Annotated in this window: 23 protein-coding genes; 9 read left to right on the plus strand and 14 right to left on the minus strand. The window is 76.3% G+C overall.

The annotated features are described in order from the left end of the window. Nucleotides 1-43: 43 nt before the first annotated feature. The 4 genes from CLV92_RS07600 to CLV92_RS07610 form a co-directional block, all read right to left on the minus strand. On the minus strand, nucleotides 44-658 hold the full coding sequence (locus tag CLV92_RS07600; protein WP_104432198.1) for a maleylpyruvate isomerase N-terminal domain-containing protein: 615 nt from the start codon (nucleotides 656-658) through the stop codon (nucleotides 44-46). A 317-nt stretch (nucleotides 659-975) separates the two neighbouring features. Next, nucleotides 976-1098: a hypothetical protein gene (locus tag CLV92_RS22840; RefSeq protein WP_281256907.1), complete on the minus strand. Its 123-nt coding sequence runs from the start codon at nucleotides 1096-1098 to the stop codon at nucleotides 976-978. A 62-nt stretch (nucleotides 1099-1160) separates the two neighbouring features. Continuing rightward, nucleotides 1161-2063, minus strand: coding sequence for a KPN_02809 family neutral zinc metallopeptidase (ypfJ, locus tag CLV92_RS07605; protein ID WP_104432296.1), 903 nt, complete (start codon nucleotides 2061-2063; stop codon nucleotides 1161-1163). A gap of 170 nt (nucleotides 2064-2233) precedes the next feature. Beyond that, complete coding sequence (locus CLV92_RS07610) at nucleotides 2234-3043, minus strand: DUF3626 domain-containing protein (RefSeq protein WP_245886550.1); 810 nt, start codon at nucleotides 3041-3043, stop codon at nucleotides 2234-2236. A 167-nt stretch (nucleotides 3044-3210) separates the two neighbouring features. Between CLV92_RS07610 and CLV92_RS07615 the strand changes: the two genes are divergently transcribed. Continuing rightward, nucleotides 3211-4467, plus strand: a complete 1257-nt coding sequence (locus CLV92_RS07615; protein WP_104432200.1) for an MFS transporter — start codon at nucleotides 3211-3213, stop codon at nucleotides 4465-4467. 441 nt (nucleotides 4468-4908) lie between these two features. Here CLV92_RS07615 and cydD read toward each other — a convergent pair whose 3' ends face one another. The 3 genes from cydD to CLV92_RS07635 are packed head-to-tail and all read right to left on the minus strand — an operon-like array spanning nucleotide 4909 to nucleotide 10931. Beyond that, entirely contained in the window at nucleotides 4909-8394 is a 3486-nt protein-coding gene (gene cydD / locus CLV92_RS07625; protein WP_104432201.1) for a thiol reductant ABC exporter subunit CydD, read from the minus strand. Beyond that, on the minus strand, nucleotides 8391-9401 hold the full coding sequence (cydB, locus tag CLV92_RS07630; protein ID WP_104432202.1) for a cytochrome d ubiquinol oxidase subunit II: 1011 nt from the start codon (nucleotides 9399-9401) through the stop codon (nucleotides 8391-8393). Before cydB ends, cydD begins: the two co-directional genes overlap by 4 nt. 33 nt (nucleotides 9402-9434) lie before the next feature. Beyond that, the gene (locus CLV92_RS07635) at nucleotides 9435-10931 is read right to left on the minus strand and encodes a cytochrome ubiquinol oxidase subunit I (protein ID WP_104432203.1); all 1497 of its coding nucleotides are present in this window, start codon (nucleotides 10929-10931) and stop codon (nucleotides 9435-9437) included. Nucleotides 10932-11035: 104 nt separating this feature from the next. Here CLV92_RS07635 and CLV92_RS07640 point away from each other — a divergent pair, with 104 nt between their 5' ends. Both CLV92_RS07640 and CLV92_RS07645 read left to right on the plus strand, forming a co-directional pair. After that, nucleotides 11036-11413 (plus strand): BlaI/MecI/CopY family transcriptional regulator, encoded by a 378-nt coding sequence (locus CLV92_RS07640; protein ID WP_104432204.1) that lies wholly within the window; start codon nucleotides 11036-11038, stop codon nucleotides 11411-11413. Between the two features lie 37 nt (nucleotides 11414-11450). Next, nucleotides 11451-12380, plus strand: coding sequence for a M56 family metallopeptidase (locus CLV92_RS07645; protein WP_104432205.1), 930 nt, complete (start codon nucleotides 11451-11453; stop codon nucleotides 12378-12380). A 103-nt stretch (nucleotides 12381-12483) separates the two neighbouring features. On the opposite strand, the gene CLV92_RS22845 is transcribed toward CLV92_RS07645, so the two are convergent. Then, nucleotides 12484-12609, minus strand: coding sequence for a hypothetical protein (locus CLV92_RS22845; RefSeq protein WP_281256909.1), 126 nt, complete (start codon nucleotides 12607-12609; stop codon nucleotides 12484-12486). Between CLV92_RS22845 and CLV92_RS07650 the strand changes: the two genes are divergently transcribed. Continuing rightward, entirely contained in the window at nucleotides 12608-12811 is a 204-nt protein-coding gene (locus tag CLV92_RS07650; RefSeq protein ID WP_104432206.1) for a cold-shock protein, read from the plus strand. The genes CLV92_RS22845 and CLV92_RS07650 overlap by 2 nt on opposite strands. A gap of 66 nt (nucleotides 12812-12877) precedes the next feature. Here the strand turns inward: CLV92_RS07650 and CLV92_RS07655 are convergent, their stop codons facing one another. Together CLV92_RS07655 and CLV92_RS07660 are read right to left on the minus strand one after the other, a co-directional pair. Further along, nucleotides 12878-13480, minus strand: a complete 603-nt coding sequence (locus CLV92_RS07655) for a hypothetical protein (protein WP_104432207.1) — start codon at nucleotides 13478-13480, stop codon at nucleotides 12878-12880. Further along, the gene (locus CLV92_RS07660; protein ID WP_211290954.1) at nucleotides 13477-14079 is read right to left on the minus strand and encodes a TetR/AcrR family transcriptional regulator; all 603 of its coding nucleotides are present in this window, start codon (nucleotides 14077-14079) and stop codon (nucleotides 13477-13479) included. Before CLV92_RS07660 ends, CLV92_RS07655 begins: the two co-directional genes overlap by 4 nt. Nucleotides 14080-14139: 60 nt before the next feature. Between CLV92_RS07660 and CLV92_RS07665 the strand changes: the two genes are divergently transcribed. Further along, nucleotides 14140-14655, plus strand: a complete 516-nt coding sequence (locus CLV92_RS07665) for an SRPBCC family protein (protein ID WP_104432209.1) — start codon at nucleotides 14140-14142, stop codon at nucleotides 14653-14655. Here CLV92_RS07665 and CLV92_RS07670 read toward each other — a convergent pair. Then, nucleotides 14642-16711, minus strand: a complete 2070-nt coding sequence (locus tag CLV92_RS07670; protein ID WP_211290955.1) for a M3 family metallopeptidase — start codon at nucleotides 16709-16711, stop codon at nucleotides 14642-14644. The two genes, CLV92_RS07665 and CLV92_RS07670, sit on opposite strands and share 14 nt — an antisense overlap. A gap of 379 nt (nucleotides 16712-17090) precedes the next feature. Here CLV92_RS07670 and CLV92_RS07675 point away from each other — a divergent pair, with 379 nt between their 5' ends. Further along, nucleotides 17091-19088, plus strand: coding sequence for an alkaline phosphatase PhoX (locus CLV92_RS07675; protein WP_104432298.1), 1998 nt, complete (start codon nucleotides 17091-17093; stop codon nucleotides 19086-19088). 31 nt (nucleotides 19089-19119) lie between these two features. Here the strand turns inward: CLV92_RS07675 and CLV92_RS07680 are convergent, their stop codons facing one another. Genes CLV92_RS07680 through CLV92_RS07690 form a run of 3 tightly spaced genes read right to left on the minus strand, consistent with a single transcriptional unit; the run spans nucleotide 19120 to nucleotide 20676 of the window. Continuing rightward, nucleotides 19120-19491 carry a VanZ family protein gene (locus CLV92_RS07680; RefSeq protein WP_104432210.1) on the minus strand — a complete coding sequence of 124 codons (372 nt, stop codon included), beginning with the start codon at nucleotides 19489-19491 and terminating at the stop codon, nucleotides 19120-19122. Then, on the minus strand, nucleotides 19488-19883 hold the full coding sequence (locus CLV92_RS07685; protein WP_104432211.1) for a DUF3037 domain-containing protein: 396 nt from the start codon (nucleotides 19881-19883) through the stop codon (nucleotides 19488-19490). The genes CLV92_RS07680 and CLV92_RS07685 overlap by 4 nt, the downstream gene beginning before the upstream one ends. Beyond that, the gene (locus tag CLV92_RS07690) at nucleotides 19876-20676 is read right to left on the minus strand and encodes a HipA family kinase (RefSeq protein ID WP_104432299.1); all 801 of its coding nucleotides are present in this window, start codon (nucleotides 20674-20676) and stop codon (nucleotides 19876-19878) included. The genes CLV92_RS07685 and CLV92_RS07690 overlap by 8 nt, the downstream gene beginning before the upstream one ends. Before the next feature lie 58 nt (nucleotides 20677-20734). Here CLV92_RS07690 and CLV92_RS07695 point away from each other — a divergent pair, with 58 nt between their 5' ends. The 3 genes from CLV92_RS07695 to CLV92_RS07705 are packed head-to-tail and all read left to right on the plus strand — an operon-like array spanning nucleotide 20735 to nucleotide 23975. Continuing rightward, nucleotides 20735-21670 carry an NAD-dependent epimerase/dehydratase family protein gene (locus CLV92_RS07695; RefSeq protein WP_104432212.1) on the plus strand — a complete coding sequence of 312 codons (936 nt, stop codon included), beginning with the start codon at nucleotides 20735-20737 and terminating at the stop codon, nucleotides 21668-21670. A 47-nt stretch (nucleotides 21671-21717) separates the two neighbouring features. Next, entirely contained in the window at nucleotides 21718-22437 is a 720-nt protein-coding gene (locus tag CLV92_RS07700) for a response regulator transcription factor (protein WP_104432213.1), read from the plus strand. Between the two features lie 38 nt (nucleotides 22438-22475). Next, entirely contained in the window at nucleotides 22476-23975 is a 1500-nt protein-coding gene (locus CLV92_RS07705; RefSeq protein WP_211290957.1) for a sensor histidine kinase, read from the plus strand. The last annotated feature ends 109 nt before the right edge of the window (nucleotides 23976-24084 follow it).

Genomic DNA, 24084 nt, shown 5'->3' on the forward strand with positions numbered 1-24084 from the left:
TACACCGGGCCCGGAGCCCCGGAACCCCGCGCCGCCCGGGACCTCAGAGCACGGAGAAACCCGGCGGGAGCCCGGCCCGGCCGGTGAGGGCGAGCAGCAGCGGGCCGGCGCGTCCGTCCCCGAGCGCGAGAGCACCCGCGAGGGCGAGCGCCTGCTCCCCGGCGCCGGCGGGCACGTCCACCGGCAGGTCGAGGGCGGTGCAGAGGTCGGCGGTGTGGACGGTGAGCTCGAACGTGCGCGTCGGCAGGTAGTCCGCCAGCCGCATGCCTCCGGCGACGGTGCTCAGCAGTTCGCGGCCGTCTCGGGCGTCCACGAGGGCGACCACCCGGGCGGCGGTCCCCGCGACGGCCGCCGCGGGGTCCTCGCCCAGCGCCGCGCCCGCCTCGACGCCGCGCGCCGTCACGTCCGGGCCCGCGGCGATCGTCCGGGTGGCGCGGTAGTACGCGGCCGCGGAGGCGACCTCCACCGCGGCGGCGGGGCGCGTCAGGTACGTCTCCACGGTCAGCAGGGCGCGGCTGGTGTGCCCGGTCAGCGCCCGCACGTCCCACTCCCCCAGCCCGGGGAGGTCCCAGCGACCGGCCACCCGCACGGCCGTCGCCGTGAACCAGTCCGCCGCCTCCGCGAAGGCGCGGCGGGAGTCGTCCCAGGAGGACCTCATGCGGCGAGGCTACGCGCGCTCGCCGGGATCCCCCGGACGGGTCCGCGGTCCCGTCCACGCCGGTGCGCCAAGCCTGTGACCGCCGTCACCGGGCGACGCCCGGCGGGGAGGGAAGGGCGCGCGACCGGATGCGGTTGAGAAGAGTGGCGGTGCCCGTCTCGCACCCCGGACTCCCCCCTCTCCGGGTGACCACCGCGCCGAGCCGGCGCCGGGAGGGCATCGCCACCCGGACCAGCGCCCCACCGGCGACGCCGCCCGGTGGGGCGCTGCCCACGCCCCGACCGGGACCGCCGGGAACGCCCGGGACCGGTGACGGCCTACGCGTGCGGCTCCGTGTCCGGTTCCGCCCGTGCCACGTCGGCGACGTCCTCCTCGGGGCGGGGCGCCACCGCCTCGTCCTGCTCCAGCTCCGGGATCTCGGGCGTCTCCGTCTCGCTCATGCCGCCACGCTAGGCCCGCTCGCCGGTGCCCGCGAGGAGAGGCCCGCGGGAACGGGCGGTCCTCACCCCAGGTCGGAGACCGCGAAGGTGTCGCACCGCTCCGGGTCGCCGGTCCGGTAGCCGATGCTGAACCAGAGCCGGCGCTGCTCGGAGGTGCCGTGGGTGAAGGAGCCCGGGTCGGCGCTGCCGTCGCCGAGGTTGTTCTGGATGAAGTCGTCACCGATGCGGCCCGCGGTGTCCAGGGCGCGCACGACATCCTCCTCGGTGATCTCGCTGATGAGCGGTGCCCCCGAGTCGTCGGGAACCGTGGTCGCGTGGTGGGCCCACGCCCCGGCGTAGCAGTCGGCCTGCAGCTCCAGCCGCACGCTCCCGCTCTCGGGTCCGGCCTCCCCCGGCCGCACCGCCGCGGTCGTCCCGAGCAGGTGCTGGACGTGGTGGGCGTACTCGTGGGCGAGGATGTAGGCGTTGACGAAGGTCCCGCCCTGCGCGCCGAACCGGGTGCGGAGGTCGCCGAAGAACGACAGGTCGATGTAGACGAGCTCGTCGGCGGGGCAGTAGAACGGCCCGGTGCCCGAAGACGCTGCACCGCAGCCTGTCTGGGTGCCTTCCGCGAAGAAGACCGTGTCGGTGGGGACGTAGCGCCCGCCGAGCTGGCCCTGCCAGAAGTCCTGGACCGACTCGATGTTCGCGACGACGGCGCACTCCTCGCTCCGGTTGGCGTCGGCGCCGGTGCGGCAGGAGGCGCTCAGGTCCTCCCCGCTGGCGATCTGCCCCGGCCCGAGGTCCAGGCCGCTCGAACCCAGCGGCGGCACCGCCCCGCCGCCACCGAGGACCTGCAGCAGCACGAGCACGAGCACGCCGACGAGGCCGAGACCCCCTCCGCCGATCGCCACGGCCCGGCCGCCACCACCACGGCGGTCCCGCACGTTGCCGACGTCCAGGCTCGCGTCGTCCCGGTACCTCATGACCGTCCCCTCACCCGTGGGCGCCCGCCGTCCGCCGCCCTGCGGCACAGCTTGAGGGCATCACCGCGTCCTCGCCCGTCGTCGCCCGCCGCGCCCGACCGGCCGGAGCGCGACCGTCAGAGCAGCGGCAGCACCCGAGCGCCCAGGTCGTCGCGCGTGGGGGCGTGTCGTCAGCGGTCGGTGCCGGGGCTCCCGAAGCGGGCGGTGCAGTGCCAGACGCGTTTGAGGACCTGCGCGTCGAAGCGCCCGCTGCGAACCGCCTCGCCGATGATCCGGGCGTCGAGCACGCCGCCCCGGGCGACGCGTGCCGCGGCGGCGACCACGTCCGCGCCGCGGTACTCCGGGTGCGCGGCGACCTCGGCGACCCGGGCGCGGAAGCCGGGGTGCCACTGCACGGGCACGCCGAGCAGGTGCGCATCGGCCTCGACGTCGGTGCCGCGGAAGCAGGGGTCCAGCACGAGAGCCTCGACGTCGCGGGCGAAGCAGACGCCGCCGTGCACGTGGGCCTCGACGTAGTCGTCCAGCGGTTCCTGGTCGTCGGCGTCGGCGAGCTCGGCCAGGCGGCAGCGGTCGGCCGTGCCGACGTCGGCGGGTTCGAAGACGCTGTCGGGGTAGCAGAAGGTGGTGCGCGCCAGGGTGGCGGCGTTCAGGCGCAGGTGCGCCGAGCCGAAGCGCGGTGATCCGCCGGCGGGCCGGTGGCGGTGGTTCAGCGAGCCGTAGACCGGGCGCGCTGCTGCTGCGGCGGAGTCGTAGGCGCCGCCGAAGAGGCGGCTCTCCCAGCGCCAGCGGTCCCCGCCGGGGTGGGCGGTCAGGCCACCGTTGCTGGTGCCGGTGTCGAACTGCGAGCGGTAGCGGCAGTCTGCGGCCATGGCGCGCAGGATCGGCACCGTGCCTGCGAGGCGGTCGGGGTGGAAGTGCACCGTCACCCGCCAGGTCGGGTCGATCGGCCCGCCCCGGGCGAGGCTGCGCACGTGCGCCACGGCGGAGGCTGCCTGGGGCGGGGCCGCAGGGGAGCAGTTCACGCGGGGAGCCCTCCAGCAGTTCCACGGGTCGGTCCCGGCCCCACACTGCACCATCCGCCGTCCGCCCCGGGCGCGACGCCGCCGGGGGCCCCCGTGCTCTCCGGGGCACCCCCTAGCCTGCCCTGGTGCGCAGCCCGTTCCGCGGCCTTCCCCGCGAGGTCGCCGTCCTCGTGGCTGTCGCCTTCGCCGTGGCCCTCGGCTTCGGCGTCGTCGCCCCCGCCATCCCGCTGTTCGCCCGCGAGTTCGGGGTGGGCCGCGCGGCGGCGGGGGCCGTCATCTCCGCGTTCGCCGCGATGCGCCTGGCGTCGGCGCTGCTCGGCGGCCGGCTCGTGGACCGCTTCGGCGAGCGGAAGGTGCTGGCGACCGGCATCGGCATCGTCGCCGTCTCCAGCGTGCTCGCAGGGCTGGCGCAGACCTACGCGCAGTTGCTCGTCCTGCGCTGCGCCGGTGGCGTCGGTTCCGCGATGTTCACCGTCTCCGCGTTCAGCCTCCTGCTGCGGGTGGTCGGCCCCGGCCAGCGCGCCCGCGCGACCAGCCTCTACCAGTCGGGTTTCCTCCTGGGCGGTGTCGCCGGGCCCGCGTTCGGCGGGGCGCTGGCGGGGGCGTCGCTGCGGACGCCGTTCTTCGTCTACGCGGTGACCCTCGCCGCGGCCGGGACCATCGGGATGGTGTTCCTGCGCCGCCCGCCCGCCGCGCCGGGGGCCGGGGCTGCGGGCGCGGAACCGGTGACCGTCCCGGAGCCCACGACGCTGCGCCGGTCCCTGTCCTCGCCCGCCTACCGGGCGGCGCTGGTGGCGAACCTCAGCGTGGGCTGGATGCTGCTCGGAGTGCAGGCCGCGATGCTGCCGCTGTTCGTCGTGGAGGGGCTGCGCCGGGAACCCTTCTGGGCCGGTGTCGGACTGGTCGCCTCGGCCGGGACGCAGGCGGCGGTCCTGCTGCCCGCCGGGCGGTTCGCGGACTCCACCGGGCGCAGACCCGCGATGCTGCTCGGGGGTTCCCTGGCCCTGGCCTCCGTGACGACCCTGGTGGTGACGGCGTTCACCGCCTCCCCCGGGTCCGTCGCCTCCGTCGTGGCGTTCGTCGTGGCGATGTCGGCCTTCGGGGCCGGGTTCGCCTTCCTCAGCACCGCACCCGCAGCCGTCGTGGGCGACGTGGCCCCCGGGCGCGGGGGCACCTCGGTCGCGGCGTTCCAGATGGCCGGGGACCTGGGTTCCATGCTCGGCCCGCTCGTCGCCGGACTGCTCGCCGACGCGGCCTCCTACGGCGCGGCGTTCGGCAGCGGCGCGCTCGTGCTGCTGGCCGGTCTGCTGCTCACCGTGGCGATGCCGGAGACGCGCGGGGGCCAGGGCGCGCGCCGCGCGGGCGAGGACGCCCGCGACTGACGGCACCACCGGCCTGTGCGGCGCATCACGTCCGCGCCGTGTCACACCCGTGTCCGTCGTCCCGTCCTCCCGGTGTGAACCCTCGATCCGCGCGAGCCGTCCTGACCCTGCTGGCGCTGTCCACCGCCTTCGTCGGCGTGTGGGCGCTGCTCGCGCCGGTGTCCTTCTACAGCGGTTTCCCCGCCGGGCGCGGCTGGGTGCGGCAGGACGGCGCGTTCAACGAGCACCTGATCCGCGACGTCGGTGGCCTGCACCTGGCGCTGGCCGTGGTCAGCGCCTGGGCGGCGGCGCGGCCCCGGCCGGGCTCCGCGCGCCTGGCCGGAGCGGCGTGGCTGGTGTTCGCGGTCCCCCACCTGCTGTACCACGCTCGGCACCTGCCCCCCGCGCCGGTGGACGCCGTCGGGAACCTCGTGCTGCTCGGGGGGAGCGCCGCCCTGGCCGTCACCGCCTGCCTGCCGTGGCGAGGTTCCAGGGGTGGTCCTGCAGGTGGTCCCGGTCGTGTGCAGCCTCTGCGGGCACGAGGCGCCCGTCGCGCAGCCGCAGGACGCGGTCGACGAGGTCCAGGCCCTCACGGCGGTGGGTGAGGAGCAGGACGCTGCGCCCCGCGCCGGCCTCCAGCAGGTCCGCCACCAGAGCGCGCGCCGTGGGCTCGTCCAGGCCCTCGGTGGGTTCGTCGAGGACGAGCACCGCCGGGTCGGCGAGCAGGGCTCGGGCCACGAGCAGCCGCCGCCGCTCCCCGCCGGAGACGGTGCTGCCGTCCTCCCCCAGCCAGGTGTCCAGGCCGTGCGGCAGTCGCGTCAGCCAGCTCCCCAGCCGCACCCGGCGCAGCACCTCCACCAGGTCCGCGTCGGAGGCGCCGGGCCGGGCCAGCCGCAGGTTCTCCCGCACCGTGGAGGCGAACACGTGGCCGGTGTCGTCACCGACCCAGGTGATGCGCCGGCGCACGTCGTCGCCGCGCAGGGAGGTGATCTCCTGCCCGCCGAGGGTGGCCGAGCCGCCCACCGGGTCGAGGAAGCGCACGAGGACGGCGGCCAGGGTGGACTTGCCCGAGCCGGAGGTCCCGGTCACGGCGATGCGGCCGCCCGGAGGCAGGTCGAGGTCGGCGCCGGCCAGTGCGGGGCGCTGCGGGTCCCAGCCCGCCACGAGACCCCGCAGCCGCAGGCCCGGCCCGGCGGGCGGGGCCACGGGGTCCGTGGGCTCCGAGGCCGCGGGAGCGGCGGCGGCCAGCTCGGTCAGGCGCGCCCGGGCCCCGGTGGCGCGGCGGCGGGCGACGGCAGCCTCCGGCAGGACGAGCAGGGGCTCGGCGAGCGCGACGAGCCCCAGCACCAGCGCCGCGGCGACCTCCACGGTGAGCCGCCCGGCGTCGACGGCCTGCGCGGCTGCCACGGCGGTGCCGGCGACCCACAGCCCGTGCCCGGCGACGGCGACCGCGGCGGCGAGACCGGCGGTGGTGGCGGCCCGGGCCTCGGCGCGGGCCAGGGCGCGGCCGGCGCGCTCGGGAACCACGAGGGCGAGATCCCCGGCGTGGGCGAGTTCCTCGGCGCCGTCGAGGGTCTCCAGCACCGCCTCGGCCGTGCGGGCGCGGGCGGCGGCGCACAGGGAGTCCTCCCGTCGCGCCTGGCGCGCCGCCAGCACGGGCGCGACCACGGCGGCGAGCAGCGCCCCGGCACACGCTGCGGGCACGGCGGCGGGCAGCAGGACCGCTCCGGCGGCCAGCGCCGCCAGCACGGGCACGGCCGCCGCGGCGGCGGGCAGGCTGCCGCGCAGCAACCCGTCCACCCGGGCGTCGACGTCGGCGACGACCCGGGTGAGCAGTTCCCCGCGCCGCCGCGACACCGCCGACGGGATGCGCGGCACCAGGTCGGCGTAGACCTGCGAGCGCCAGGCGGCGAGGCGGGAGAACGCCGCCTCGTGGCCGGCGAGGCGCTCGGCGTAGCGCAGCAGGGGGCGCGCCACGGCCGCGGCGCGCACGGTGACCACGGCGGCGGAGAGCGTGAGCACGGGAGGCATGGCGGCCGCACGGGCCAGCAGCCACGCCGCGGCGGCGGTGAGGGTGAGGGCCGCCAGCCACGACGAGGCGCCGAGGAGCACCACGGAACCCGGGCGCGCGGTGAGCCGGGAGAGGGTCCGGGCCCCGGGGAGCCCGGCGGGCTCGCCTGCCGCGCGGGGGGCCTGCGGCCGGACGTCCGGCGGGGGCAGGGGTTCCGCCGTCTGCACCGCCGCACCGGGCGGGGGCGGCGCCCCGATGCGCACGTGGCGGTCGGCGGCCGCGAGCAGGGCGGGGCGGTGGGCGACGACGAGCACCGCGCAGCCGCGGTCGGCAGCGGCGCGCAACTGCGCCACCACGACCTCCTCGGCGTCCGGGTCCAGGTGGGCGGTGGGTTCGTCGAGCAGCAGCACCCGGGGTTCGCCGGCCGCCGCGCGCAGCAGCCGGGCCAGCGCCAGGCGCTGACGCTGCCCCGCCGAGAGCCCCCGTCCCCGCTCCCCCAGCGGCGCGTCGAGTCCGCCCGGCAGCGCCGACACCTCCGCGTCGAGGCCGACGCGGGCCAGCGCCGCGAGCAGTTCCTCCCGCGGGAGCGAGGTCTCCCCGTCGAGGGAGAGGGCCCCGGCGACGGTGCGGGCGTGCGTCAGGGCGGGGTGCTGGGGCAGGTGCAGGGGTTCGGGGCCCGCGACCAGGGCCTCCCCCGCGGTCAGCGGCTGGACTCCGGCGAGGACCCGCAGCGCCGTCGTCTTGCCCGCACCGGAGGCACCGTGCAGCGCGACGAGTTCCCCGCCGCGGACCCGCAACCCCGCCAGCCGCAGCGCGTCGGCGGGGGCGCCGGGGTGGCGCACGCGGAGGTCGCGCGCCTCGACGGCGGGAGTTCCCGCGGACCGGGCACGCCGCCGGGCGGGGGCCTCGCCGCGCAGGACCGCGTCGACGTCCGCGACCACCGCCGAGGCGTCGGCGCCGGCGTGGAAGCGGGCTCCGACCTCCCGCAGGGGCCGGTACGCCTCCGGGGCGAGGAGGATGGCGAACAACGCCGGCGCCAGGTCGAGGGAACCGGCCGCGACGCGCAGCCCCGCCTGCACCGCGACGATGCCCACGGACAGGGTGGCGACCAGGTCGAGGGCCGTGGAGCTGAGGAACGCCAGGCGCAGCACCCGCAGGGTGGCGTCGCGGTGGCGCTCCGTCGTGCGGGCCACGGCGGCCACCTGCCGCTCGGCGCGGCCGAACAGGCGCAGCGTCGGCAGACCGCGGACCACGTCGAGGAAGTGCCCGGCCAGGACGGCGCCGGCCTGCCAGCGCTCCTCCGACCGGGCGCGCGTGGCGAGGCCGATGAGGACGGCGAAGACGGGCACGAACGGCAGGGTGAGCGCGACGGCCACCGCGGAGGGCGCGTCGGTGAGTGCGAGCACCACCAGCACGCACGGCGGGAGCACCGCGGCGAGCACCAGCGCGGGCAGGTAGCCGCTGAACCACGGCCGCAACCCGTCCAGGCCACCCGTCAGCAGCGCCGCCAGCCGCCCCGCGCCGGCCGAGGCGATCCAGGCCGGCCCGCGGCCCAGGGCGGCGGTGAGCACCTTGCGGCGCAGCTCGTCGCCGGCCCTGGCCGCCGTGCGCTGCGCGAGCGCCTGCTCGGCCCAGGTCAGCGCGGCGCGCAGCACGAAGGCGGCGGCGACGAACACCGCGGCACCGGTTCCGCCGGTTCCGCCGGTTCCCGCGGCACCGGCCAGCCCGGCCACGGCCTGCGCCAGCCCCCACGCCAGCGCCACGGTGAGCGCTGCCTGCACCGCACCGAGGAGGACGAGCCCCGCGATGCCGGGCCGGCTGCTGCGGGCGTGGGCGAGGAGGCGGCGGTCGAGCGGACCGCCGCGGCGCTGCGCTGCGGGTTCGGCTGCCGGTCCGGGTCCAGGTCCGGCTGCGGGTGCGGACGGGTCCGCGCTCATGCCGTGCGCTCGCTGCCGACACGGCGGCGGAACACCCAGTACGACAGCGCCTGGTAGGCCACCACCCCGGGCAGGACGACCACCGCGAAGGCGCTGACGAGGCGCAGGGCGGAGTCCGTGGCGGCGGCCGAGGAGCGGGTGAGGGAGGCAGCCGGGTCGAGGGTGCTGGGCAGCACCACGTCGCCGTTGGCGGTGAAGAGGAGCACCACGGCGAGCGCGGTCAGGCCGCAGGCGAGCCCGAACGCCGCGGCCTCCCGGCGGTGGTGTGCGAGGACCGCCAGCAGGACGAGCGCGGCGGCTGCGGCGGAGGCGGTTCCTGCGGCGGTCCAGCCCGCCGCAGCCACGAGCAGCGCCACCGCGGCCGCCCCGAGCGGCACCCGCACCGCGACCCGTCGGGCGCGCTCGCGCACCGGGCCGGTCGTGCGCAGCCCGAGGAACGTGGCGCCGAGCAGCACCGCCACGAGCAGCGCGAGCACCGCCCCGGCGCCCGCCTCGGGGCTCAGCAGGGGCGCGGTGCTGCGGCCGAGCCCGGCGAGGGCGCCGGGGCGGGAGGCGACCTCGCCGTCGGGCCCGAGGGGCAGGCCGACGGCGAGGACGGCCAGCACCGCCCCGAGGAGGGCGACGACCCCGGCGGAGCACAGGGCCAGCGCGGCGTCGCAGCGGCGCCGCCAGCGGAGGCCGTCACCCTTGGCGCGGAACTCCAGCGCCACGCCGCGGCCGGCGAGCAGCAGCAGGAACAGCGCGAACGGCAGGTACAGCCCGGAGAGCATCGCGGCGTACCAGTCGGGGAAGGCGGCGAAGGTCACGCCGATCGCGGCGACGAGCCAGACCTCGTTGCCGTCCCAGAACGGGCCGACGGTGCGCACCACCGCGCCGCGCTCGGAGTCGTCGCGGCCGAGCACGGGCGCGAGCACGCCGACGCCGAAGTCGAACCCCTCCAGGACGCAGAACAGCACCCAGCAGAGCACGACGAGGGCGAACCAGACGGTCACGAGGTCCACGGCCATCTCCAGTCAGCAGGTCCGGTCGGCAGGGTCCGGTCAGTAGGCGGGGACGTCGGCGGGCAGCGGCCGGTCCGCGGCGTGCGACCCGGGGGCGGTGCCGGGTTCGGGAGCGGTTCCGGGTTCGGAGGCGGTGCGCTGGGCCACGACGGCCGGAGCGCGCAGCGGCAGGTCCTGGCGGCCCAGGTGCAGGACGAGCTTCAGCCAGGCGATCGCGAGGATCCCGTAGACGAGCGTGAACCCGGCCAGCGACAGCAGGACCTCGGCTGCGGTGAGGCCCGGGGAGATCCCCTCGGCGGTGCGGGTGAGGCCGAACGCGAGCCACGGCTGGCGGGCGGTCTCGGTGAAGACCCAGCCGAAGGTGTTCGCCGCGGTGGGCAGGAGCGGCAGCAGGGGCAGGGCCCGCAGCAGCGCCCGCCCGGCGCGACCCGCGCCCGGGGTGCGGCCTCGCCGCGTCAGCCAGAGGTAGGCGGCGGCGAGTCCCGCGGCGAGCATCCCGGCGCCGATCATGCCGCGGAACGCCCAGTACGCCAGGGGCACGACGGGCACGTAGTTCCCGGGGCCGAACTGCCCGGAGTACTGCGCCTGGAGGTCGTCGATGCCCTGCACCTGTGCCGTGGGGTCGCCCGTGGCGAGCACGGAGAGCAGGTAGGGGATCTCCAGGCTGAACAGCGGCTCGCCGCCGCCGGGGCGGCCGACGGCGAACAGCGAGAAGGGCGCGCCGGAGGTGGTGGAGTACAGCGCCTCCGCGGCGGCCATCTTCATGGGCTGCACGCGCGTCATGACCTTGCCGAGGACGTCGCCGCTGACGGCGGTGAGCACGCCGGCGACCACCGTCGTCCAGGCCCCGGCGCGGGCCAGCAGCGCGAAGGCGCCCGCCTGCCGGGGGTCGCCGTCGGCGGGCCGGGTCCAGGTGCGCCAGGCCCCGATCGCGAGCAGCAGCGAGCCGCCCACCATCGCGGCGCCGGCGATCGTGTGGGGGAAGGCGGCGAGGCCGACCTCGTTGAGCATGAGCTCGGAGAAGCTCGTCAGCCGGGCGCGGCCGGTCTCCTCGTCGAGGGCGTAGGCCACGGGGTTCTGCATGAAGCTGTTGGCGGCGAGGATGACGTAGGCGGAGATGAGGGTGCCCACCGCGACGGTCCAGATCGTGGCCAGGTGCAGGCGGGGCGGGATGCGGCCCCAGCCGAAGAACCACAGCCCGAGGAACGTCGCCTCGAGGAAGAAGGCGAGCATGCCCTCGATGGCGAGGGTGGGGCCGAAGACGTCGCCGTAGAAGCGCGCGAAGGCGCTCCAGGCCATGCCGAACTGGAACTCCTGGACGAGGCCGGTCACGACGCCGACGGCGAAGGTGACGAGCAGGAGCTTGCCGACGAGGAGGGTGAGGGCGCGGTGACGCTCGTCGCCGCTGCGCAGCCAGGCGGTGTGCAGGCAGGCGGCGGCCGCGGACAGGCTGATGGACAGCGGCACGAACAGGTAGTGGTAGATCGTCACCACCGCGAACTGCAGGCGGGTCAGGTCCAGCACGTCGAGAGCCATGGTGTCCCTTCCGGACAGCTCGTCTACGACCTCTTGTCGTAGATACTACTCGACGTAGTACGACCCACCCCGTAGACCTTCGTGAGCTGGGTTACAGTGGCCGGATGGTGGGCCTGGGGGATCTCGAGCGCGACGTCATGGCCCGGCTCTGGGACGCCGGGCAGCCGCTGACCGTCCGCCAGGTGCACGAGCGCCTCAGCCCGGAGCGCGACCTCGCCTACACGACCGTCATGACGGTGCTCGACCGCCTCGCCAAGAAGGGCGTCGTCCGGCAGGAGCGCGCCGACCGCGCCTACCGCTACGCCCCGACCCAGACGCGCGAGGAGATGACCGCGGCGCTCATGCTGGAGGCGCTGGGCGCCACCCCCGACGGCGCCGCGCGCGACGCGGCCCTCGTCCACTTCGTCGGCCGGGTCGGCCCGGAGGGTGCCGCCGCACTGCGTGCAGCCCTGGACCGCACCGCGCGCGGCTCCCTCCCCTGACCCGCCGGCCGAGCCGCGTCCCGGGACACCGTCCGCGATGACCGCGCTCCTGCTGGGCGCCCTCGGGCTGGCGCTCTCCCGCTTCGTGCCCCCCGCCCTCGCCCGCGCCCGCTGGACCAGCCGCGAACCGCGCGCCGCGATCGTGCTCTGGCAGGCCGTCACCCTCGCCTCGGTGCTCTCCGCGATCGGCGTGGTCCTCGCCGCCCCGGAGGAGTACGTCCGGGCCCGCGGCGCCGGGCCGCTCGGCGCGGAGTGGATCCTCCTCGGCGCCCTCGCCGTCGCCGGGTTCATCGTCGCCCGGCTCCTCGCCGCACTGGTCGCCGTCACCGGTGGCTCCCGCCGGCGCCGCGCCCGGCACCGCATGCTCGTCGACCTGCTGGACCGCGCGGAGCAGCACGGCGACGTCGAGGGACACCTGCCCGCGGGCAGCCTGCGGGTGCTCGACGGCGAGGTGCCCTTCGCCTACTGCCTGCCCGGGCGCTCCCCCCGCGTCGTCGTCAGCGGTGGGGCGCTGCGCGCGCTGACCCGCGAGGAGCTGGCCGCGGTCCTCGACCACGAGCACGCGCACCTGCGGGCCCGCCACGACCTCGTCCTGGAGGCCTTCGCGGCCGTCCACCGCGCCGTGCCGCGCCCCCTGCGCAGCCGCACCGCGCTCGACGCCGTCCACCTGCTCCTGGAGATGGCCGCCGACGACGCCGCCCGCAGGCACCACGGCGACCAGCCCCTCCGCGGGGCGCTGGCCACCATGGGTGGGGCCGTCGCCGCGCCCCCGGAGGCCGCCGGCACCGGCCGCGACGCCGAGCGCGAGCGCCTGCGCCGGCTCGACCGGCTCTCCCCCGGCGCCCCCCGCCCCTCCCGGGCGGCCGGCGCCGCGATGTGCGCGCTGGCCGCCGCGGTGCTGCTGCTGCCGACCGTGGCCCTCGTCCTGCCGTGGCTGCTGCAGGCCCGGGCCGGCTGGCCGCTGTGAGCACGGCGCCCGTGAGCGGTCCTCAGCCGGCCGCCCCGAGGTGGCGCAGGACCGTTCGGGGCGCCACCCGACTCGGGGGCCCCGCAGCGTGCTACGGTCGTCATCAGTCGCAGTTCTCGATGTGCAGCAGTCGCCCCGGGATCTTCACGAGGGCACTCGCTCGCCTCTTTCTGGCCAGCCCCTCGGCGACGAGCTCCTCGTGGAGCGTCGATCCTGGAGGATCAAACATGGCTCAGGGCACCGTGAAGTGGTTCAACGGCGAGAAGGGCTTCGGCTTCATCGCCCCCAACGACGGCAGCGCCGACGTGTTCGTCCACTTCAGCGAGATCGCCGGCGACGGCTACCGCAGCCTCGACGAGAACGACCGCGTCGAGTACACGGTCACGCAGGGCCAGAAGGGCCTGCAGGCCAGCCAGGTGACCAGGCTCTGACGAGCCCGTCCCGCGCCACGCGCCCCTCACCGGACCTCCGGTGGGGGGCGCGTTCGCGTGCCCCGCTCAGCGACTGCCTGCGAGCGGTCCCCGCACACCGGCAGGGCCTGCGCACCGGCGCGCGACGGCCCTCAGCACGCTGCGCCGGATCAGGCCGACGCCTGGGCGGATGAGGAACCAGTAGGCGGCGAACACCCGGCGCGATGCCGGGTCGGCCGTCCGGATGCGGGTCTCGGTGACCAGCCGGGAACCGGCCCCCTCCGGAACCACCTCGTGGAGCACGACGGCCTTGGAGAGGCCGGGGGCGGTCCAGGCGGCGAAGCCCCGGGCGTCCTGCACCGCGGAGGGTCCGTCCGGAACGGGGCTGGAGAACCGGGCGGCGCGCCCGACGAGGATCAGGCGCCCGGGTTCCTCCACCAGCGTGATCCAGCGCCCGTCCGCCCGGAACAGCTCCGCGAGAGGCGCGGAACCGCCCAGGACACCGGCCCCGCCGCCGCGCAGTCGCTGCGGCAGCGACCGCAGCGCCATGAGGAGGCGCGGCAGCGGCAGCTCCGCCGGGGTGAGGGCCATCGCCTCCGCCCACACCCGCTCCGGAGGCGCCGCGAGGCGGATCTCGTGGACGGCGCGGTGGTCGTGGACGGGCAGGAACTGCTCGATCGGGTCGCTCATCGGGGGGCCTCCTCGGCCTGTCGGGGTGCGTCGGCGAGCAGCAGGGTGAGGACGGAGTCCACGTAGGCGGGCAGTCCTCCCGCCCTGTCCAGGGGAAGGGTTCCGGGCAGTCGGGTCTCGAGCTCCCCGTGACCGAGGTAGGCGGTGTGCGCGAGCATCGCCCGGCGCGCCGCCTCCGCGGGGCCGAAGCCGATCTCCTCGAACAACCCGACGAGGTAGCCCACCCGGCGCTGCATCACGCGCCGCAGCACGGGGGCGACCGTGTCGTTCGTGGCGGCCGCCCGGACGGCGAGCTCGGCGGGGTTGCCCTCGCCGCGGCCGGCGGCTCGCGTGAACAGCATCCGCAGCCGCTGCACCGGGTCGGCTTCGACGGTCAGGGAGGCGATGGTGGCCTCGGTGGAGCGCCGCTCCCACAGTTCCAGAGCGGCGGTCACGAGGGCCTCCCGGTTGGCGAAGTGCCAGTAGAAGCTGCCCTTGGTCGCACCGAGCCGTGCCGCCAGCGGCTCCACCGCCACGGCCGCGAGGCCGCCGTCGCCGAGCGCCTGAAGCGCGGCCTCGGCCCAGTCCTCGGCGCTGAGCCTGCGTCTTTCACGTGCCATGTCCATACGCTAGCGTACGGTTGGCGGCACCCGCTCTCCCGCAACGCCTCGGAGGTCCAGATGCGCAACATCCAGGAACGGCGGATCCACGCACCGGCGCAACGGCTCGGCGAGCTCATGGCCGAACTGGCCACGCCGGACGACCGCGTCTGGCCCAGCCCCGCGTGGCCGCGCCTGCGCCTCGACGCCGGCCTCACCCCCGGCTCCCGCGGCGGCCACGGCCCCATCCGCTACCACGTCGCCGAGTACGAACCCGGTCGCCGCCTGCGGTTCGCCTTCGACCCGCGGATCGGCCTCGACGGCCACCACGAACTGCTGATCGTCCCCGAGGGGCCGCACCGCTGCCGCCTCGTCCACACCGTGGCGGGCCGCTGCGGCGGCGCGATGGTGCTGCTGTGGCCCCTCGTCATCCGCTGGCTGCACGAGGCGCTGGTGCAGGACCTCTTCGACAACGCCGAACTCGCCGCCACGGGGCGCCCACCCACCAGCCCGGCCCGCTGGTCGGCCCGGGTCCGGCTCCTGCGCAGGGCGCGCGGGCTCCCCGCGACCCGCTCGCGCTCCGCTACTCCTGCGTGAGCCCCCGGCGCTGCAGCAGCGGCTCGATCCGCGCGTCCCGCCCCCGGAACTCCCGGTACGCCGCCAGCGGGTCGGTGCTGCCGCCGCGGGCCAGGACGAGCCGCCGGAACCGCGAGCCGTTCTCCAGCGACAGCCCGCCGTTCTCCCCGAACCACTCCACCGTGTCGGCGTCGAGGACCTCGCTCCAGAGGTAGGAGTAGTAGGCGGCCGCGTAGCCACCGCCGAAGACGTGGTTGAAGTAGGTGCTGCGGTAGCGCGGCGGCACCTCCTCCAGCGCCACCCCCGCCGCCTCCAGCGCCCGCGCCTCGAACTCCTCGACGTCCTCCGCGCCCATCCCGTCCAGCTCGCCCGGCGCCACGCGGTGCCACGCCTGGTCCAGCAGCGCCGCCGCCAGGTACTCCGTCGTGGCGAACCCCTGCCCGAACCGCTGCGCCGCGGCCAACGCGCGCACGGTCTCCGCCGGCAGCGGCTCCCCGCTGCCGTGGTGGCGGGCGTAGCGGGGCAGGACGTCCGGGTGGAAGGCCCACATCTCGTTGACCTGCGAGGGGAACTCCACGAAGTCGCGGGGCACGGACGTTCCGGAGAAGCGGGGGTAGCGCACGTCGGAGAGCAGCCCGTGCAGCGCGTGCCCGAACTCGTGGAAGAGCGTCGTGACCTCGTCCAGGCTCAGCAGCGCGGGCTCCCCCGGCGCCGGCTTGGGCACGTTGAGCACGTTGAGGACGACGGGACGGGAGCCGAGCAGCGACGACTGCTCGACGAACGACGTCATCCACGCCCCGCCCCGCTTGGACGGCCGCGCGAACAGGTCCAGCAGGAACAGCCCCAGCGAGGACCCGTCGACGTCGCGCACCTCGAACACCCGCACGTCCGGGTGGTAGCGGGGAAGGTCCGCCCGTTCCGTGAACCCGAGCCCGTAGAGGCGGCTCGCCGTGGCCAGGACCCCGTCGGCCAGGACCGCCTCCGCCTCGAAGTAGGGGCGCAGCGCCTCCGCGTCCAGGGAGAGCACCCGCCCCCGCAGCCGCTCCGCGCAGAAGGCCCAGTCCCAGGCCCGCAGCGGCCCCTGCTCCCCCGCGGCGGCGAGGACCTCCGTCAGCTCACGGGCCTCCCGCCGGGCGTTGGCGACGGCGGCGGGCGCCAGGCGCGCGAGCATCGCCTGCGCGGCCTCGGCCGTCCCCGCCGTCTCGTCGGCCACGACGTGGTCGGCGTGGCCGGCGAAGCCGAGCAGCGCGGCGCGCTCGGCGCGCAGCGACGCGATGCGCAGGAGCGTGCTGCGGGTGTCGTGCGCGCCACCCCGGGCGCCGCGGGCGACCGAGGCGCGGTGGATGCGCTCGCGCACGCGACGGGAGCGCAGCGCCGCGAGGACCGGCTGCGCCGTGGGCAGCACGAGGGAGACCAGGTACCCGTCGAGGCCGCGGGCGCGGGCGGCCTCCCGTGCGGCGGAGAGCTCGCCGGCGCTCAGGCCGGCCAGCTCGGCGGCGTCGTCCACGTGCACGGCGGAGGCGTTGGTGTCGGCCAGGAGCGCGTCGGAGAAGGCCGCCGTCAGCTCCGACAGCTGCGCGTTCAGCTCCCGCAGGCGCTCCTGCCGCTCGGGAGGCAGGAGGGCACCGGCGCGCTCCGCGTCGGAGCGCAGGCGCCGCAGGAGGAACAGCGTCTCCGCGTCGGCACCGAGGTCGTCGCGGCGCTCGTGCAGCGCCGCGATGCGCGCCACGATCCGCGGGTCCAGGCGCACGGCGTCGGCGTGGGCGGCCAGCCGGGGCGCGATCGAGGCGTGGAGCTCCTGCAGCTCCGGCGAGGAGTCCGCACCGACGAGGGCGAAGAACACCGCACCGACCCGGCCCAGCAGCCGCCCGGAGCGCTGCAGCGCCTCCAGGGTGTTCTCGACGTCGGGCTCGCGGGGATCGGTGGCGATCGCCTCGACCTCCGCGAGCTGCTCGGCCATGCCCGCCTCGAACGCCGGCGCGAAGTGCTCGAACCGGAGGGCACCGAAGGGCGGCAGCCCGTGCGGCAGCCCGCTCGGGACGGCGAAGGGGTTGTCGGCGGCCAGCTCAGCGGTCACGGCGCCCTCCTCGGCGGTCCTCGGCGCCGCCCGGCGCACTGCCGGCGGGCCGGTCCCGAACCTAGCGCCGTCGTCCACCGCGCGTCGCGCTCCCGCTCTCCGCCGTCGCCCCGTCACCCTCCGGCAACCTGGCGATCTCGCGGTGAGGTGAGGCGCACCTCAGGAGAACGGCCGCCGCACCGTGCCTCTCAAGTGCTTCACGTCCGGTTCACCGCAGGGTCACCGTCACGTATCCGAACCCACCTGAAGGCGGGCTTACCGTCGGCGGCGAGCGCACGGGCGGACAACGCCGAGTGCGCGCACCACCCCGCCGGTGCCCCCTGAGGGCACCGGCTCGCGCACAGGAGGCGTCGTGACCATCGCACCCGAGAACCGACCCATGCTCACCCTCGCCCTCGCGGGGCACCAGCCCGCCGGCAAGCGCAGCCGGATGACGTGCCACTTCCGCTGCGGCGACGCCTGCGCCCAGCCCGTCCCCAACACCACGGGCAACGAGTACTTCGGCGACGTCGTGCGCTCCGCGGTCTCCCGCCGGGGCGTCCTCGCCGGCATCCTCGCCCTCGGCGCCGTCGGGGCCACCGCGGCCGGCGCCGACTCCGCCGCCGCGGCCGCACCGGACGACCTGCTCGCCCCGCAGGCCGACCCGTACGCCCCCCGGCGCGCCCTCGACTTCCAGGCGATCGCCCCGGTGCCCGACACCGTCGACTCCTTCGAGGTGCCCACGGGCTGGACGTGGGCCCCCCTCATCGCCTGGGGCGACCCGATCCTGCCCGGCGCTCCCGAGTTCGACCCGGAGCAGCAGACGGCCGAGGCGCAGGCCGGGCAGTTCGGCTACAACAACGACTACACGACGATCCTGCCGCTGCAGGGCCGCAAGCGCGCCCTGCTGGTGTGCAACCACGAGTACACCAACGAGAAGTTCATGCACCGCGGCTGGACCAGCGCGACCGACGCCACCGACGAGCAGCTGCGCATCGCCATGGCGGCGCACGGCATGTCCGTCGTGGAGCTCCGCCGCCACAACAGCAAGTCCCCGTGGGCGTACCTGCGCGAGTCCGCCTTCAACCGCCGCGTCACCGCCACCACCGAGTTCCACGTGACCGGACCCGCTGCGGGCTCGAAGTACCTGCGCACCAAGGCCGACCACACCGGCCGCAAGGTCCTGGGAACCCTCAACAACTGCGCCGGCGGCACCACCCCGTGGGGCACCGTCCTGTCGGGCGAGGAGAACTTCAACGGCTACTTCAAGGCCGTCCCCGGCTCCACCGACCCCGCGCTGGCGCGCTACGGCATCACGGGGTCCGGCCGCGGCTGGGAGCGCATCGACCCGCGCTTCGACGTGGCCGAGGAGCCGAACGAGCCCAACCGCTTCGGCTGGGTCGTCGAGATCGACCCCACCGACCCGCACTCCACCCCCCGCAAGCACACCGCGCTGGGCCGGATGAAGCACGAGGGGGCGACGATCTCCATCGCCGCCGACGGCCGCGCCGTGGCCTACATGGGCGACGACGAGCGGTTCGACTACCTCTACAAGTTCGTCTCCAGCAAGCGCTTCAAGCCGGGGAGGTCCGCCTCGGCCCGCCGGCACAACATGACGCTGCTGGAGGACGGCGACCTCTACGTCGCGGTGTTCACCGGCGACGGCACCGAGGACGGCCGCTACGACGGCACGGGCCGCTGGGTGCCCCTCGTGGAGGGTGGCCGCTCGAAGGTCCAGGGCTTCAGCGTCGAGGAGGTGCTCGTCCACACCCGCCTCGCGGCGGACGCCGTCGGCGCCACCAAGATGGACCGGCCCGAGGACGTGGAGCGCAACCCCGTCAACGGCCGCGTCTACGTCGCCTGCACGAACAACACCCGGCGCGGCACCGCCGGCCGGCCCGGCCCCGACGAGGCGAACCCCCGCCCGCTCAACAAGGACGGGCACGTCGTGGAGATCACCGAGGCGGGCGACGACGCCGCGGCCACCACGTTCTCGTGGAACCTCGTGCTCGTCTGCGGCGACCCGGCCGACCAGAGCACCTACTTCGGCGGGTTCGACAAGAACCAGGTGTCGCCGATCTCCTGCCCGGACAACGTCGCGTTCGACTCCACCGGGAACCTGTGGATCTCCACCGACGGTAACGCCCTCGGCCACAACGACGGGCTCTACGAGGTCGTCGTGGACGGGCCCGACCGCGGCCGGGTGCGGCAGTTCCTGTCGGTGCCCGTGGGAGCCGAGACCTGCGGTCCCGTCATCACCGACGACAGCCGGGTCTTCGTCGCCGTGCAGCACCCCGGCGAGGTCGACGGGGCGAGCATCGAGGCGCCCGCCTCGCTGTTCCCCTACGACGGCACGCGCCGCCCGCGGCCGGCCGTCGCGCAGGTCTGGCGCGACTGACCGGGACGGGGGGCGGCGGGCGCGCACGGGGTCACCCCCGGCGCGCCCGCCGCCTCCGCACGGCGCGGGCCAGCAGCAGCGCCGCTCCCGCGCCGGCGCAGTCGGCGACCACGTCGGCGGCGTCGCCGGAGCGGCGGGGCAGCAGGACGTGCTGCACGACCTCGCTGCCGACGGCGTACACCACGCACCCGGCGAGCACCGCCCGCAGCCGCCCGAACAGCCACGCCGCTGTCCCGGCGAGCAGGGCGAAGACGGCGACGTGGACCACCTTGTCCAGGTGCGGCACGTCCCAGCCCGAACCGGAACGGGGCGCGAAGAGGACCACGGCGCTGACGGTGACGGCGAACGCGAACGCCACCGCCGGCACGGCCCGCCACCGGCGCCGGGACGCGCTCGCCCTCACGAGCCCACCAGCGCCCCGAACAGCCGCTCCAGCTCCGCCGCCGGGTCCCGGGTCAGGCCGCAGTGCACGCCCGACGTCTGCAGGACGGTGCTGCGCGGCGCCGTCAGCCAGCGGAAGCGCTGCCCCGGCGCCTCCCGGGCGGGAGCCCCCGCCCCGTCCGCGCCCGCGCACACCCGCTCCAGCGCCTCGACGTGGCGGCGGACCGCCTCGACGTCCGCGTCCGGCGCCAGCATCCGCAGCCGGGCCTCGTCCAGCCCCGTGCGGGCGCCGAGGAACTCCGCCGAGCGGCACCACAGCAGCACCCCGGCGTTGAGGAACTCCGCTCGCTCCACCCGCGGCACGACCCGCAGCACCGCGTACTCGTACAGCACCGCCCCCGAGCGCTCAGCCACGACCGTCCCCCTGCCGGGCGGCCTGCCGCTGCACGTCCGCGAGGTCCGCCACCCACGGCCGCCCCTGCGCCAGCCGCGCGGCGAACCACCCGGCGTAGGCGTCGCGCAGTGCCTGCGGCGAGTCGTACCCCGGCTCGTCCTCCAGCCACACCTGCGGGACCTCCGCCAGCACCGCACGCACCACCTCCTCCGGCAGCCGGGCGGCCAGCTCCGCGTCGGCCTCCTCCACCGGGGCCGCCGCCCGCAGCAGCAGGTGGTCCGCGGCGTGCCGCAGCGGCCGCTGCACGCCCGCCGCGGCGCGCGGCCAGTCGTGGTGGAAGTACAGCGACGCCCCGTGGTCGATGAGCCAGGCCCGCCCGCCCCACCACAGCGCGTTCGGGTTGCGCCAGGACCGGTCGACGTTGAGGACCAGCGCGTCGAGCCACAGCACCCGCACCGCCCAGTCCGCGTCCACCGGGTCCACCGCCGGGTCCAGCGACAGCGCCCCGGGCAGGAAGTCCATGCCCAGGTTGGTCCCCGGCGAGCGCAGCAGGAGGTCCTGCACCTCCTCGTCGGGCTCGCTGCGGCCGATGACGGGGTCGACCTCGACGGTCACCAGCTCCGGCACCTCGAGGTCCAGGGCGGCGGCAATCCCGGCGGCCACGACCTCCGCCACGAGCACCCGCCGCCCCTGCCCCGCGCCGTGGAACTTCACGACGTAGGTGCCGTCGTCGTCGGCCTCGCAGAGCCCCGGGAGGCTGCCCCCCTCGCGCAGCGGGGCCACGTAGCGCACAGCCAGGACGTCGCGGAGCACCCCCGCAGTCTGCCGCAGCACCCTGGCGGTCCCCGGGGCACCTCCCTAGGCTGCGCGCATGAGCATCGAGCCCGAGCAGTCCGGCGGCGCGGCACCGGTGGCCGCTCCGCGCCCCGTCGTCGACGGCCTGCCCGGTCCGGTGAGGACCGTGTGCGTCACCGGCGCCAGCGGCCGGGTCGGGGGCGCCGTCGTCGCCGACCTCCTGGCCAACGGCTACCGCGTCCGCGCCACCGACGAGCGCGACCCCGGCAGGGACCTGGGGGCGCCCTTCCTGCGCGCCGACCTCACCGACTTCGGCCAGGCCGTGGAACTGCTCGACGGCGTGGACGCCGTCGTGCACCTGGCCAACATCCCTGCCCCCGGCCTGCTGCCCGACTCGGTGACCTTCGCCGACAACACGACCATGAACTACAACGTGTTCACCGCCTCCGCGCGCGCCGGCCTGGAACGCGTCGTGTGGGCCTCCAGCGAGACGACGCTGGGCCTGCCCTTCGAGAACCCGCCGGACTACGTGCCCGTGGACGAGGACCACTACCCCCGCCCGGAGTCGGCGTACGCGCTGTCGAAGGTGGCCAGCGAGATCGTCGCCGAGCAGGTCTCCCGCTGGAGCGGCATCCCCTTCGTCGCGCTGCGCTTCTCCAACGTCCTGACCCCCGAGGACTACCAGCACTTCCCCGAGGTGTGGCGCCGCCCGACGCTGCGGCGGTGGAACCTGTGGGGCTACGTCGACTCCCGCGACGCCGCCGCGGCGTGCCGGCTGGGGCTGGAGGCGCCGCTGGACGGGGCGCAGTCGTTCATCATCGCCGCCGCCGACACGGTCCTGGACCGCCCCTCCCTCGACGCCCTGCGCGAGGAGTTCCCCGGCGTGGAGGTCATCGAGGACGTCCCCGGCCACCAGACGCTGCTGTCCATCGACCGCGCCCGCGAACTGCTCGGCTACGAGCCGAAGCACTCCTGGCGCGACCACGTGGAACCGGCGCTGCGGCGCTCCTGAGACGCCCGGATCCGGTGCCCCGCGGGGAGGAGGAGCAGACTGGGCGCGTGCAGCGCCCACCGTCCACCCCCGAAGCCCGGCTCCTCGTGGTCGACGACGAGCCCAGCATCCGCGAGCTCCTCGCGACCAGCCTGCGCTTCGCGGGCTTCGAGGTCGAGGCCGCCAAGGACGGCGCCGAGGCGCTGCACCTGGCCGGCCGGCAGCGGCCCGACCTCGTGGTCCTCGACGTCATGCTGCCCGACATGGACGGCTTCACGGTGACCCGCAAGCTGCGGCAGCGAGGCGCGGACGTGCCGGTGCTGTTCCTCACCGCCCGCGACGACACCGCGGACAAGGTGGCCGGGCTCACCGCGGGCGGCGACGACTACGTGACCAAGCCGTTCAGCCTGGAGGAGGTCGTGGCCCGCATCCGCGCGGTGCTGCGGCGCACCGGCGGCCCGGGCGCGGCGTCGGCCGGCCGCCTGGTGTTCCACGACCTCGAGCTCGACGACGCCTCCCACGAGGTGCGGCGCGCGGGACGGGCCGTGGAGCTGTCCCCCACCGAGTTCAAGCTGCTGCGCTACCTCATGGAGAACCCGAACCGGGTCCTGTCGAAGGCGCAGATCCTCGACCACGTCTGGGAGTACGACTTCAACGGCGACGCGCAGATCGTGGAGTCCTACATCTCCTACCTGCGGCGGAAGCTGGACACCGAGGGCCTCGCCCCGCTCATCCACACCCGGCGCGGGGTGGGGTACGTGCTGCGCCTGCCCCCCGATGCCGGCTGAGCGGTACCGGCCGGGCACTGCCGGATGAGGAGGGCCCGGTGAGCGGGGTCCCGCTGCGCGCGCTGCCCGCCGAGCTGCGGCAGAGGCTGGCCGCGACGCCGCTGCGCGTGCGCCTGCCCGCGCTCGTCGCGGCGCTGCTGCTGGCCGCCATGACCGCCACGGGCGTCGCGTCCCTGCACCTGCTGCGCAGCGCGCTGGAGGCGCGCGTGGACGAGCGGCTGGTGCAGTCGGGGCCGTCCATCGTGCGCTCCGTCGTCCTGCCCGGCGCGGCGGGCGACGACCAGCTCCTGCCCAGCGACTTCTACGTGCAGTTCAGCACCCTCGACGGGCAGGTCGTGGGGGCCTACCAGCCGCAGCAGCCGGGCGGTCCGGTCCGCCCGGACCTGCCGCCCGTGACGGCCGACCTCGTGGAGCGCGCCGGCGAGCGGCCCTTCACCGTCGGCTCCGCCGGGGACGACGGGCGGTGGCGGGTCACGGCCCACCTGACCACCACCGGCCACGCGGTCGCCGTCGCCCTCCCGCTGGCCGAGGTCGAGCGCACCGTCGACGCCTTCCGCACCATCCAGCTGCTCGTCGGCGCCGCGGTCCTCGTGGCGGGCACCGCACTCGGGGCCGTGGCCATCCACCGCGCCTTCCGGCCGCTGGTGCAGATCGAGGGCACCGCCTCCGCCATCGCCGCCGGAGACCTCTCCCAGCGGGTCCCCGGGGCCGCGCCCGCGACGGAGGTCGGGCGGCTGTCCGGGGCCCTCAACGAGATGCTCGGCCACGTCGAGCGGGCGTTCCGCGCCCGGCAGCGCTCGGAGGAGCAGATGCGGCGTTTCGTCGCCGACGCCAGCCACGAGCTGCGCACCCCCCTGGCGGCCATCCGCGGCTTCGCCGAGCTGCACCGGATGGGGGCCCTGCAGCAGCCCGAGGACGTCGCACGCGCCATGGAGCGGATCGAGGCGGAGTCGACCCGGCTGGGGGGCCTCGTGGAGGACCTGCTGGCCCTGGCCCGGCTGGAGGAGGCGCAGCGGCGCCGCTCGGCACCGCGCGAGCCGGTGGACCTGGCGGTGCTCGCCTCCGACGCCGTCCACGACGCCCGCGCCCTGGCCCCCGAGCGCGGGGTGCGGCTCGTGGGCCTGCCCGAGGGGGCGCCCGTGCGGCCGACGGTGGTGGCGGGCGACGACGCGGCCCTGCGCCAGGTCCTCACCAACCTGGTGGCCAACGCCCTGCACCACACCCCCGAGGGCACGCCGGTGGAGGTCGCCGTCGGCCCGGTGCAGGGGCCCAGCGGGCCCGAGGCCGTCGTGGAGGTCCGCGACCACGGCCCGGGCGTGCCGGAGGAGGACGCCGCCAGGGTCTTCGAGCGCTTCTACCGGGTCGACGCCTCCCGCCGGCGCGGCACCGGCGGCGGCTCGGGACTGGGGCTGGCGATCGCTGCGACGATCGTGGAGGGCCACGCGGGGACGGTGGCGGTGACGGCGACGCCGGGCGGCGGGGCCACCTTCAGGCTGCGCTTCCGGCTGGCCCCCCCGGCCGGGACGCCCACCTCCTGAGCACGGCCCCGGAGACGACGACGGGCCCGTTCGGGGGCACCGGGGGCGTGCAGGAATCGCGGCGCCCGGTGGGATGCGCCAGATTCACAGGAAACATCCAGCTCCGGCC

Source organism: Kineococcus xinjiangensis (genome assembly GCF_002934625.1).
GTDB lineage: Bacteria > Actinomycetota > Actinomycetes > Actinomycetales > Kineococcaceae > Kineococcus_A > Kineococcus_A xinjiangensis.